Here is a 12,402-nt window from a genome sequence, read left to right as displayed (position 1 = left end):
GGCTGGTCGGGCAGCGACGCATCGAGGCGCTCCCGTTCCTGCGGGGTGGGCTCGCGGTCCACCGGCAGCATCTCGACCGCCCCTGTGGTGGGGGTTCGGAACGAGACCTGCGCGACCGAGAACAGCGCCAGGTCACGCGCGCCGCGGGTGAGGTTGCGACGGGCGATCTCCACCAACGACGGGAGCAGCGTCGTGGCGAGATGCGCCTTGTCGCTCTCCAGGGGGTTGACCACGGACATGGTGTTGCGCCGCTCGTCGTCGTCGGCCAGCCCCATCGCGTCGAACACCGAGGGGTCACAGAAGGGCGACGTCAACACCTCGACATGCCCGGCGGCCGCCAGGGCGTGGCCCACCGCGCGGCGACCCCGCTGGGCAGCGGTGAGACCACGACCCGCGGGGGCGGACGGCACAACGGACGGGATGTCCTCCAACCCCTCGAGCCGCACGACCTCCTCCACCAGATCCGCGGGCAGCGTGAGGTCCGGGCGCCAGGTCGGTGGGGTGACCTCGAGCAGCACCTCGTCGTCCCCCGAGACGCCGCACCCGATCTGCTCCAGTCGGCGCCGTGCGGTGCCCGACGGATACTCCACCCCGGCGACGCGCGAGGGCCTGCTCGCGTCGAACGCGATGGTCGGCATGACCGGGGCGGATCCGACGTCGGTGAGCGAGGCCTCCACGGAGCCGCCGGCGATGTCGGCGAGCAGCGTCGCGGCCCGGTCCAGAGCGGCGATCGTCGCGGCCGCGTCGACACCACGCTCGTACCGCTTGCCCGCCTCGCTGGGGAGCTTGTGGCGGCGGATCGTCCGGAACACCGCGAGGGCGTCCCACACCGCGGCCTCCAGCAGCACGTCCGTGGTATCCCCGGAGACCTCGGTGTCCGCGCCGCCCATGACCCCGGCCAGCGAGATCGGGCCGCGGTCGTCGCAGATCACCACGTCCTCGGGGTCGAGAGAGCGCTCGACGTCGTCGAGGGTGGTGAGCGCCTCCCCCGCTCGGGCCCGCCGGACGGTGAGACCACCGCGCAGCGTCCCGGCGTCGAACGCGTGCATGGGATGCCCGAGTTCGAGCATCACGTAGTTGGTCACGTCGACCGCCGGCGAGATCGGACGCACCCCCGAGAGCAGCAGTCGACGGACCATCCACCACGGCGTGCGGGCGGACGGGTCGATCCCGGTCACCCGGCGGAGGGCGAACCGCTGCGCGCCCGACTCCGGCGCGACCACCAGGGGCCAGGTCTCACTCCCGGCGGGCAGCCCCAGCTCGGTGGCCGGGTCCGCGAAGTCCAGATCGAATCCGCACGCGAGCTCGCGGGCCAGACCGCGCGCCGACAGGCAGTAGCCCCGGTCCGGCGTGACGTTGAGCTCGATGACGGTGTCGGACCCAGCCGCGCCCGCGTCCAGCACCGCCCCGGCGTCCAGTACCGGGCCGGCGGGGTCACCGGGCTCCGCGGTCCCGTCGGCGAGCACGATGATGCCGCTGTGGTCGGAACCGATACCCAGCTCGGACGCCGAACAGATCATGCCCTCGCTGGGCCGGCCGTAGGTCGTGCGCTCACCGATCTCGAAGCCGCCCGGCAGGACGGTCCCGGGCAGCGCCACCACCACGAGGTCTCCCGCGGCGAAGTTCCGGGCACCGCAGACGATCCGTTGCGGTTCGTCGGCGCCCACGTCCACCAGGCAGAAGCGGATGGGTTTCTTGAATCCTTCGAGCTCCTCGATGCTGCTGACCCGGCCGACCGTGAGCGGACCCCTGATCTCGGGCAGCTGCTCCGGCTCGCCCTCGACCTCGAGGCCGACCCGCACGAACCCCGCGTCGAGCTCGGCCGGGGTCACCGACCAGCCGTCGTTGGCCCGCTGCAGGATCTCGGTCAGCCAGGACTGCGCAATTCGCACTGTGGGGGTCCTTCGTCTTATCGGGTGGAAGGGGGTGGTGGTCAGGCGCGGATGCCGAAGGGCAGCGAGAACCGCACGTCCCCCTCGACCATGTCCCGCATGTCGGACAGTCCGTTGCGGAACTGCAGGGTGCGCTCGAGACCCATACCGAAGGCGAACCCCGAGTAGACCTCCGGGTCGATACCGCAGGCGGTCAGAACGTTGGGATGGACCATCCCGCACCCACCCCACTCGACCCAGCCGGCGCCACCCTTCTTCCGCGGGAACCACACGTCGACCTCGGCCGAGGGCTCGGTGAACGGGAAGTAGTTGGGCCGCATCCGGGTCCGGGTCTCCGGACCGAACAGGGCGCGGGCGAAGGCGTCGAGCGCGCCCCGCAGATGCGCCATGGTCAGGCCCTTGTCGATCGCGAGCCCCTCGACCTGGTGGAAGACCGGTGTGTGGGTGGCGTCGAGCTCATCGGTGCGGAAGGTCCGTCCCGGGCAGGCGACGTAGATCGGGGGCTCCCTGTCGAGCATCGTCCGGATCTGCACGGGCGAGGTGTGCGTGCGCAAGACCTGCCGGCTGCCCTCCGGGGCGATGTGGAAGGTGTCCTGCAGTGTGCGCGCAGGGTGATCCGGGAGGAAGTTCAGTGCGTCGAAGTTGTAGTGCTCGGCCTCGACCTCGGGGCCCTCCGTGATCTCCCACCCCATGGCCACGAACACGTCCATGACCTGCTCGGTGATGATCGTGATGGGGTGTTGGGCTCCGACGGGCGCCCGGCCCGACGGGACGGTCAGATCGAGCGTCTCGGCCACGAGGACGGCGGCGTCACGCTCTGCCTGGAGCTCTGCGAGCCGGGTGTCGTACGCCTGCTGGACCCGGCCCCGGGCCACGTTGACCGCCTTCCCGGCGGAGGCCTTCTGCTCCTTGGGCAGCGATCCGAGTGTCCGGCGCCCCAACGCGATCGGGCTGCGGTCACCCAGGTGGGCGGTCTTGGCCGCCGCGAGCGCCTCGAGGTCGGCGGCGGCGGCGAACGCCGCTTCGGCCTGCGCCGCGTAGTGCGCCAGCGATTCCTCGTCGATCCGCACCTCGACAGCGCTCGTGTCTTCGCTCACCTGTGCTCTCGTCCTCCCCGTCACGGCGATCTCCGGCGATCGCCGGCGGCATCCCGGACCAGGATAGTCGATCGGGATCGGACGCCCCGGCCCACGTGCTCCCGCCTGTCAGCGGACCTCGTCGACAGCGCCGGAGACGACGAGCAGCTCGCGGGTCACCCGGAAACCCCGCCGCATCCGCCGGTCGTGGGTCACCAGCAGGACCGTGCCGTCGAAGGCCTCCACCGCCCTCTCGAGCTGCTCGATCGCGGGCAGGTCCAGATGGTTGGTGGGCTCGTCCAGCACGAGCAGGTTGACGCCGCGCTGCTGCAACAGGGCCAGCGCCGCCCGGGTCCGCTCCCCCGGGGAAAGGGAGGCGCACGACCGGGCGACGTGCTCACCGCCCAGTCCGAACTTGGCCAACAGCGTCCTGCCCTCCGTGGGGTGCAACCCCTCCGGGTCCGCGGCAGCGCAGAACGTGTCCAGCAGGGATCCCGGCCCGCCGAACTCCGAGCGGACCTGGTCGACGCGTCCCGCCGCGACCCCTGCTCCCGTTCTCACCCGCCCCGCGTCCGGGAGTCGATCTCCGGCGAGCAGACCCAGCAGCGTCGATTTGCCGGATCCGTTGGCACCGGAGATCAGCACCCGGTCCCCCGCATCGATCTGCAGGGTCACCGGACCGAGCACGAAATCGCCACGGCGGGCGACCGCCTCGCTCAGGACGGCCACGACGGACCCCGACCGGGGTGCGGCCGCGATCTCCATCTTCAGCTCCCACTCCTTACGTGGCTCGGCGACCACGTCGAGCCGCTCCATCGCGCGCTGGGTCTGGGAGATCTTCACGGCCTGCTTCTCCGACCGCTGTCCGGCGCGGTTTCGGATGTGTTTGTCCTTCTCCGCGTCCCTGCCTCCCGACTTCCGCATGGTGGTGCGCACGCCCTTGTCGAGCCACGTCTTCTGGGTCTGCATGCGCTCCTTGAGCTGACCGACCCGGCCCGCGTACTCCGCATACGCCTCGCGCGCCCGTTGCCGCGCCAGCGCGCGTTCGGTGAGGTAGGACTCGTACCCTCCGTCGAACACCGTGATCTGCCTCTGGGCGGAGTCGAGTTCGACGATCCCGGTCACGCATCTGGCGAGGAACTCACGGTCGTGGCTGACCACCACCATCGGACGCCGCTCGGTGTGAATGAAGTCCTCCAACACCGAGAGCCCCGCCAGGTCGAGGTCGTTGGTCGGCTCGTCCAGCAGCAGGATGTCGTACTGGCTCAGCACCACCGCGCAGAGGGTGACGCGGGCGGCCTGACCACCCGAGAGCGCCGCCATGGGCCGGTCCAGTGCGGCCCCGTCCAGGCCGAGCCGGGCGGCGACCACCGGGATCCGCTCGTCCAGGTCTCCACCGCCGAGCGCGAGCCACCTCTCGAGGGCGTCACCGTAAGCCTCGGCCGCCGAGGCCGAGTCCGCCATCCGCGCGGCGAGATCGTCCATCAGCGCCTGCGCGTGGGCGACCCCGGTGACGCGATGGAGGAAGCCACGCACCGCCTCGTCGTCGTGACGATCCACCTGCTGACGCAGGAGACCGACCGTCGCGTCCGGTGGGCTGACGGTCACCGTCCCCGTCATCTCGGCGTCGGGTTCGCCGGACAGTGCGTGGAGCAGGGTCGACTTGCCGGCACCGTTGGGGCCGGTGAGGCCCCAGACGTCCCCCTCGGCGACGACGAGGTCGAGTCCGGCGAACAGTGAGCGAGCTCCCCGCGCGGCGCCCAGGCCGCGGGCCGTGAGGGTGGCGGTCACGAGGAGGCGGCCTGCAGGCGCGCGCTGGTGTGGAGGCAGATCGAGGCCGCGGTGACGATGTTCAGGCTCTCGGCTCTCCCCCGGATGGGGATCCGCACCCGCAGATCGGCGCGAGCGGCCAGCTCGGCCGGGACGCCGTGTGCCTCGTTGCCGAACACCCACGCCGTCGGCCGGGAGAGCTCCTGTCCGGCGTGTTCGATGTCCACCTCACCGTCACCTGTGGCCACGGCGACCTGAAGGCCCAGGCGGTGGGCCCGACCGATCAGATCCGACTCGGCGACCCCCCGCACCACGGGAAGGTGGAAGAGGCTGCCCGCCGAGGCGCGGACGGCCTTCGTGTTCTCCGGGTCCGCCGCACCCTCGGTGAGCCACACCGCGTCGGCGCCGAGCGCGTCGGCGACGCGCACGAGGGTGCCGACATTGCCCGGCTCGGCCAGCGCCTGGCCCACCGCCACGAGCCGCGGACCACGCTCGCCGGTGTCGTCGGGCCCGTCGGACGCGGAGGGCCCGTCGGACGCGGAGGAGTCATCAGACGCGAAGGGCTCCCGCACGACGGAACGACACAGCGCGACGATCCCCGTCGGCGACACGGTGTCGGACAGTACCCTGACCGCGCGATCGGTGACCACGGAGACGGCGAGCCCGGACGCCGACGCCGTGGTGACGAGGTCGGAGAACCGCTCGAGCGAGTCCTCGCCGCAGAACACCTCGATCGCGACGCCGGCCGCAAGGGCCGCCTCGACCGAGTTCGCCCCCTCCGCGAGGAAGCGACCAGCTTTTCGGCGGGCAGCGGCCCGGTGGAGCTTGGATGCGGAAACGACCCGCGGGGTCCGTTCGGTGAACGGATCCGCGGGTCGTCCGGTGCCCTGCCCGGGCCGGGTGCTGTGCGTCAAGTCGCAGGTGTCAGGCAGCCGGCGCGTTGACGTCGGCCGGCAGTGCGCCACGGGCGACCTCGACCAGCGCCGTGAAGGCGGCCGGGTCGGTGACGGCCAGGTCGGCGAGCACCTTGCGGTCCACCTCGACGCCCGCGAGCTTGAGACCCTGGACGAAGCGGTTGTACGTCATGTCGTTGGCGCGGGCCGCCGCGTTGATGCGGGTGATCCACAGCTTCCGGAAGTCGCCCTTGCGTGCACGACGGTCGCGGTAGCTGTAGGTCATCGAGTGGAGCATCTGCTCCTTGGCCTTGCGGTACAGCCTCGAACGCTGTCCGCGGTAGCCCTTGGTGGACTCGAGTACGGTCCTACGCTTCTTCTGGGCGTTGACTGCCCTCTTCACGCGTGCCACTGGTCAATCCTCACTGATCTGGGTGGCCACCTCGACGGTGACCGGAAGTACTACGTATGGGAGAGGGCTCAGAGCCCGAGGAGCCGCTTGATGCGGGGGACGTCGGCCGGCGCGACGTCCGTGCGACCGTCGAGACGACGGGTGCGCTTGGTGGGCTTCTTCTCCATGATGTGGCGGCGGTTGGCCTGCTGGCGCACCAACTTGCCCGTCCCGGTCTTCCGGAAGCGCTTGGCGGTGCCCTTGTGGGTCTTCATCTTCGGCATGATCGGTCTTCCTCACATGGTTCGTCCCGAAAGACCGGAGGGGTCTCGGGTGAGCGGACGACGTGCGTCCGGTGGTCGGTGTGGTGCCGGAGTCCTACTCCGAGGCGGGGTCGGTGACCTTCGACTCCTGCGCCTTGACCCGGGTCTTGGCTCCCTTGTGCGGGGCCACGACCATGGTCATGTTGCGGCCGTCCTGCTTGGCGCTGGTCTCGACGTATCCGTACTCGGTGATGTCGTCGGCCAGTCGCTGCAGCAACCGGTACCCGAGTTCGGGGCGGGACTGCTCCCGACCGCGGAACATGATCGTCACCTTGACCTTGGAACCCTTCTCGAGGAAACGGACGACGTTCCCCTTCTTGGTCTCGTAGTCATGGGTGTCGATCTTGGGCCGGAGCTTCTGCTCCTTGACCACGGTCTGCTGCTGGTTCTTCCGCGACTCGCGCTCTTTCTGCGCCGCCTCGTACTTGAACTTTCCGTAGTCCATGATCTTGCAGACCGGCGGGCGCGCGGTGGGCGCGACCTCGACGAGGTCCAGATCGGCCTCGAGGGCCAGACGAAGTGCATCCTCGACGCGAACGATCCCCACCTGCTCGCCCCCGGGGCCGACGAGTCGGACTTCGGGGACACGGATTCGTTCGTTGACACGTGCTTCGGCGCTGATGGGCCCTCCTCGGTAGATGGTGCGTCTGTCCGCGACCACTGGCGCGGTCGCGCATCCGCCCTCGAGGTACCCGCGGCGCCGCCGGACACACCGGTGACACCGAGAAGGCCCCACGGCACGGATACCGGGGGGCCTCTCACTCCTCACCCGTCGACGACGACTCGCCCGCGATCAGCTCGCGGGCCCCTCGCCGGGGGTGGTGACCATCAAACTACCTGAGGCGTCGGATGGTGGGAGATCGGGCTCCTCTTGGACGTCGGAACCCACCACATAGCGGGTTCCCACAGTCACCTGAGAACTGTACCAGTGTTGCGGGGGACCCCCAAACCGGTCCGGCCGCCCGGCGTCGAGATACCCGTGGGACAGTATTCGGCATGAACACCGACCACCCCGCGTCCACTGACCCCTCCGACGACGCGGCCGCCGAGACCTCTCTCGAAGACCACCTCGACGCCCGCGAGGTCGAGATCGTCGAACTCGCGGACGTTCCCGCCCAGGAGATCATCTTCCGCTCGATCGTCGTTCTGATGAGCGCCGCGGCGGAGAAGCTCGGGTTGTCCGACGACGACCCGACCGCGAGCCCGCACCTCGACCTCGACGAATCCCGGAAGCTGATCACCTCCCTCGCGGGTCTCGTGACCGGGTCCGCCGAGTACCTCGGACCGCAGGCAAGCGTGGTCCGGGACGGCCTCCAGGGCTTGCAGCGGGCGTTCCGAGAGGCGAGCGCGTTTCCCGACGAACCCGGCGAGGGACCCGGCGAGAAGTTCACCGGGCCGGTCTACTGACGTCGCTCTGACCTTCTGACCCGGCTCCGACCGGCCCGCGGGGTGACGCCACGGTCTTCCCCACCGGGCATCCGATCAGCGCAGCGCCCGTGCCTTGCGTGCCGCCTTGGCCGCGGCGGCCTTCTTCGCCGGGGCTTTGCTCGCGACCGTCTTCTTGCTGGCCGTCGTGCGGGCGGCGGCTCTGCCGGCCTGCTTCCCCGCGGGCCGACGACCCTCCGCGGGCTCTTCCTGCACGGTGGGTAGAACCTGCGCGAGGAAGCGTCCGGTGTGGCTCTCGGGCACCGTCGCCACCTGCTCGGGGGTGCCCTCCGCCACGACGACACCTCCACCGGCCCCACCCTCGGGCCCCATGTCGATCACCCAGTCGGCACTCTTGATGACGTCGAGATTGTGCTCGATCACGATGACGGTGTTGCCCTTGTCGACCAGCCCCTGGATCACCAGGAGGAGCTTGGTGATGTCCTCGAAGTGCAGACCCGTGGTGGGCTCGTCGAGGATGTAGACGGTCCGTCCACTCGACCGCTTCTGCAACTCGGCCGCGAGCTTGACCCGCTGCGCCTCACCACCGGACAGGGTCGGCGCCGACTGGCCCAACCTCACGTACCCCAGTCCGACCTGGGAGAGCGTCTTGAGGTACCGGTGTATCGACGTGATCGGCTCGAAGAACTCGCACGCCTCCTCGATCGGCATGTCGAGCACCTCGGCGATGGTCTTGCCCTTGTAGTGGACCTCGAGGGTCTCGCGGTTGTACCGGGCGCCCTGACACACCTCGCACGGGACGTAGACGTCCGGCAGGAAGTTCATCTCGATCTTGAGGGTGCCGTCCCCCTGGCACGCCTCGCATCGCCCGCCCTTGACGTTGAACGAGAACCGCCCCTGCTTGTAGCCGCGGACCTTGGCCTCGGTGGTCGCCGCGAACAACGTCCGGATCTTGTCGAACACCCCGGTGTACGTGGCCGGGTTGGACCGCGGCGTGCGCCCGATCGGCGACTGGTCCACCTGCACCAATTTGTCGAACGACTCCACCCCGTCGATGCGGGAATGCCGACCTGGAACCTGGCGTGCCCGGTTGAGCTGGTTGGCGAGGGACGTGGCGAGAATGTCGTTGACGAGGGTGGACTTTCCGGACCCGGACACCCCGGTGACAGCGCACAGCACGCCCCCGGGGAACATCACGTCGACGTTCTTGAGGTTGTTCTCCCGGGCCCCGCGTACGTGGAGCATCTTCTCCGGGTTCAGTCCGCGCCGCGTCTCGGGCACCGCGATGGACCGCCGACCCGCCAGATAGTCACCCGTCAGTGACTCCGTGCTGGCCAGCAGCCCGGCGTAGTCCCCGGAGTGCACCACGCGTCCCCCGTGCTCGCCGGCCAACGGGCCGATGTCGACGATCCAGTCGGCCGCGCGGATGGTGTCCTCGTCGTGCTCCACCACGAGAAGCGTGTTCCCCAGGTCCCTCAACCGGACGAGCGTGTCGATGAGACGACGGTTGTCCCGCTGGTGCAGACCGATGGAGGGTTCGTCGAGGACGTACAGCACTCCGGCGAGGCCGGACCCGATCTGGGTGGCCAGCCGGATCCGCTGGGCCTCGCCACCGGACAGACTGCCCGCCACCCGGTCCAGGGACAGGTAGTCGAGTCCCACGTCGAGGAGGAACCCCATACGGGCCTGGATCTCCTTGAGGACCCGGCCGGCGATCATCTCCTGGCGGGAGTCCAGTTCCAGCCCGTCGAGGAACTGCGCGCAGTCCGCGACCGACATCCGCGAGATGTCCGCGATCGACCGCTCGCGCCCGCCTGGGCCCGTCATGGTCACCGCGAGGATCTCCGGCTTGAGTCGGGTCCCCTCGCAGGTGGGACACGGGACCTCCCGCATATACCCCTGGTAGCGCTCCTTCTGCGATTCCGACTCCGTCTGCTCCAGCCGGCGCTTGAGGAACGACATGACGCCCTCGAACTTGGCGTCGTACGTGCGGACCCGGCCGTAGCGGTTCTTGTACCGCACCCGCACCTTCGTCGACGCCCCGCCGAGCACCGCCTTGCGCACCTTGGCGGGCAGGTCCTGCCATGGCGTACGCAGGTCGAAGCCCAGGTCGTCGGCCAGTCCCGAGAGCAGCTGCTGGAAGTAGTCGGCGCTCTGACCCCCCGACCACGGTGCGATCGCGCCGTCGGCCAACGACCGCTCCGGATCGGGGATCACCAGGTCGGGATCCACCTCGAGGTGGGACCCGAGTCCGTCACAGACCGGGCAGGCGCCGTAGGGCGAGTTGAACGAGAACGCGCGGGGTTCCAGGTCGTCCAGGCCGATCGGATGGCCGTTGGGACAGGCCATGTGTTCGGAGAACCGACGCCGCCGGGCCTGGTCGGTCTCGTCGAGGTCCACATAGTCGATCACGATGACGCCGTCCGCCAGGCCCAACGCGGTCTCGACGGAATCGGTGAGGCGCTGTCGCGAGGACGGCTTCGCGGCGAGTCGGTCGACGACCACCTCGATGTCGTGCTTCTCCTGCTTCTTGAGCGTGGGCGGTTCCGCGAGGGTGTGGAGCTCACCGTCGACCCGCACACGGTTGTACCCGTCGGCCGCGAGCTGCGCGAACAGGTCGACGAACTCCCCCTTCCTCGTGCGCACGACCGGCGCGAGGACCTGGAACCGCACGCCCTCCTCGCCGGCGAGGATCTGGTCGACGATCTGCTGAGGGGTCTGACGCGAGACCACCTCTCCGCACGTGGGGCAGTGCGGCACACCCGCCCGCGCATAGAGCAGACGGAGGTAGTCGTAGACCTCGGTGATCGTGCCCACGGTCGACCGCGGGTTCCGGTTGGTGGACTTCTGGTCGATCGACACCGCCGGGGAGAGCCCCTCGATGAAGTCGACGTCCGGCTTGTCCATCTGCCCGAGGAACATGCGCGCATAGGAGGAGAGCGACTCGACGTACCGACGCTGACCTTCGGCGAAGATCGTGTCGAACGCCAACGAGGACTTGCCGGAGCCGGACAATCCGGTGAAGACGATCAGGGCGTCGCGCGGGACGTCGATGTCCACGCCCTTGAGGTTGTGTTCCCGTGCGCCGCGGACGACCAGACGGTCCACCATGGGTACTCCTTCCGAGGGGGCTGTCGCCACGGACCCGTGGCGGTGGCCGTGCGCGCCGCATGGCCGCCGTCCCGCAGACGAAGGTACCAACGAACCCCGACACGCTTCCCGTCGCAGACCGCCGTCGACACCAGTAGCCTGCAATTATGTCGAATTCCGCCGCTTCAGTTCCCGCGCACATCACCCTCACCGAGGGCTACTCCGGCCGTCTGGGCGGTCGCCTGACCGGCGAGCGCTGGACCGTCGGCCCGGCGCGGTTGTCCAAGATCTCCGTGGGAGAGATGGACAACAACGTCTACGTGATCGAGTCCGTCTCCACCGGCGAGGCACTCCTCGTCGACGCGGCCAACGACGCCCCCCAGCTCATCGCCCACCTCGAGACGCAGGCCCCCGGGGTGCGAGAGGTGGTCACGACCCACCTGCACGCCGACCACTGGATCGGTCTCCCCGAGACCGTCGAGGCCCTCGGCCTGAGGACCATCGCCTCACCCGGTGACGCCGAAGAGATCCACGTACCGACGGACCGCCACGTCTCTCACGGTGACGAGATCGTCGTGGGGGATCTGCGCGTCGGGGTGATCGGTCTGCGTGGCCACACCCCGGACGGCATCGCGCTCCTGCTCCGAACCGCGGAGGGGTCCCACCTGTTCGCCGGTGACTCCCTCTTCCCCGGTGGCCCGGGGAAGACCGCCACTCCGGAACAGTTCGCCACCCTCATGGACGACCTCGAGACCCGGGTGTTCGGGGTGCTCGACGACGACGTGGTGGTCCATCCCGGACACGGCGATGACACCACACTCGGGGACGAGCGGCCGAGCCTGAGAACGTGGCGGGAACGCGGCTGGTGACCGACGACAGCCCGGGGCGAGGAGCTTGTCGGAATCGTTATCTCGGCCCTCCATGACCGATCGCCCCAGCGCATCACGCGGGTCCGCGCGGTCCGCGACATGCGAGGTTCCCGGACCGGAGGCGAGTCGCCGGGGTTTTCACTAGGTTCGACCACGCATCCCAATTCCCAGGAGGAACGATGATCCGACGACTCGCACGACCCATGCTCGCCACGGTGTTCGTCATCGACGGCGTGGAGACACTCCGCAATCCGCAGGCCCATGTCGCCAAGGCGGCCCCGCTCGTGGACAAGGCCGCGCCCCTGGTGGAGAAGGGCGAGCAGGCGGTCAACGAGCACGTCACGACCTCGGTGCCGCCGGTCACCAAGGACACCGAGACGCTGGTCAAGGCTCTCGCCGGGGTCAAGGTCGGCGCGGGCGTGCTCTTCGCACTGGGCAAGGCCCCCCGCCTGTCGGCCCTCGCACTCACGGCGTCGCACCTGCCCACGACCGTCACCCGCAACGACTTCTGGGCGGAGTCCGACTCCGCCGCCAAGAGCCGCAAGACCACCGGCCTGGCCACCGACGTCGCGCTGCTCGGAGCGCTCCTGCTCGCCTCGGTCGACACCGCCGGCCAGCCGGGTCTCACGTGGCGCGCCCGCAGGGCGGGAGACAAGGTCACGGCCAAGCTGCCCGGAGCGAAGGCCGAGTCCGCCGCCGCCGGGGCCGCCCT

Annotated in this window: 11 protein-coding genes; 3 read left to right on the top strand and 8 right to left on the bottom strand. The window is 69.7% G+C overall.

Features of this window, described 5'->3' with window-relative positions; translation table 11 throughout:
* From pheT to infC, 7 genes are all read right to left on the bottom strand, one after another.
* The coding region (gene pheT, locus G6026_RS01035; protein WP_182611981.1) for a phenylalanine--tRNA ligase subunit beta at nt 1-1,892 on the bottom strand (1,892 nt) is incomplete at its 3' end.
* A gap of 41 nt (nt 1,893-1,933) precedes the next feature.
* A complete protein-coding gene (gene pheS / locus G6026_RS01030) occupies nt 1,934-2,989 on the bottom strand; it encodes a phenylalanine--tRNA ligase subunit alpha (protein ID WP_107756342.1) in 1,056 nt (351 codons plus the stop codon).
* 108 nt (nt 2,990-3,097) lie between these two features.
* Entirely contained in the window at nt 3,098-4,759 is a 1,662-nt protein-coding gene (locus G6026_RS01025; RefSeq protein WP_182611980.1) for an ABC-F family ATP-binding cassette domain-containing protein, read from the bottom strand.
* Nucleotides 4,756-5,652, bottom strand: a complete 897-nt coding sequence (locus G6026_RS01020; RefSeq protein ID WP_182611979.1) for an RNA methyltransferase — start codon at nt 5,650-5,652, stop codon at nt 4,756-4,758. The genes G6026_RS01025 and G6026_RS01020 overlap by 4 nt, the downstream gene beginning before the upstream one ends.
* 10 nt (nt 5,653-5,662) lie before the next feature.
* Nucleotides 5,663-6,043, bottom strand: a complete 381-nt coding sequence (gene rplT / locus G6026_RS01015; protein WP_017836228.1) for a 50S ribosomal protein L20 — start codon at nt 6,041-6,043, stop codon at nt 5,663-5,665.
* Between the two features lie 68 nt (nt 6,044-6,111).
* Nucleotides 6,112-6,306: a 50S ribosomal protein L35 gene (gene rpmI / locus G6026_RS01010; protein WP_007630819.1), complete on the bottom strand. Its 195-nt coding sequence runs from the start codon at nt 6,304-6,306 to the stop codon at nt 6,112-6,114.
* Nucleotides 6,307-6,400: 94 nt separating this feature from the next.
* Complete coding sequence (gene infC / locus G6026_RS01005; RefSeq protein WP_309230146.1) at nt 6,401-7,006, bottom strand: translation initiation factor IF-3; 606 nt, start codon at nt 7,004-7,006, stop codon at nt 6,401-6,403.
* A gap of 335 nt (nt 7,007-7,341) precedes the next feature.
* Here infC and G6026_RS01000 point away from each other — a divergent pair, with 335 nt between their 5' ends.
* Nucleotides 7,342-7,752, top strand: a complete 411-nt coding sequence (locus G6026_RS01000; RefSeq protein ID WP_107756339.1) for a DUF1844 domain-containing protein — start codon at nt 7,342-7,344, stop codon at nt 7,750-7,752.
* 75 nt (nt 7,753-7,827) lie between these two features.
* Here G6026_RS01000 and uvrA read toward each other — a convergent pair whose 3' ends face one another.
* Nucleotides 7,828-10,842: an excinuclease ABC subunit UvrA gene (gene uvrA, locus G6026_RS00995; RefSeq protein ID WP_182611978.1), complete on the bottom strand. Its 3,015-nt coding sequence runs from the start codon at nt 10,840-10,842 to the stop codon at nt 7,828-7,830.
* Nucleotides 10,843-10,988: 146 nt separating this feature from the next.
* Here uvrA and G6026_RS00990 point away from each other — a divergent pair, with 146 nt between their 5' ends.
* Both G6026_RS00990 and G6026_RS00985 read left to right on the top strand, forming a co-directional pair.
* Nucleotides 10,989-11,690 (top strand): MBL fold metallo-hydrolase, encoded by a 702-nt coding sequence (locus G6026_RS00990; protein ID WP_182611977.1) that lies wholly within the window; start codon nt 10,989-10,991, stop codon nt 11,688-11,690.
* 179 nt (nt 11,691-11,869) lie between these two features.
* The coding region (locus G6026_RS00985; RefSeq protein ID WP_182611976.1) for a DoxX family membrane protein at nt 11,870-12,402 on the top strand (533 nt) is incomplete at its 3' end.

The organism is Dietzia sp. DQ11-38-2, assembly GCF_014145055.1.
Lineage (GTDB): Bacteria > Actinomycetota > Actinomycetes > Mycobacteriales > Mycobacteriaceae > Dietzia.
The sequence above is the reverse complement of the archived record's forward strand: the minus strand, read 5'-3'. Positions and strand labels throughout refer to the sequence as shown.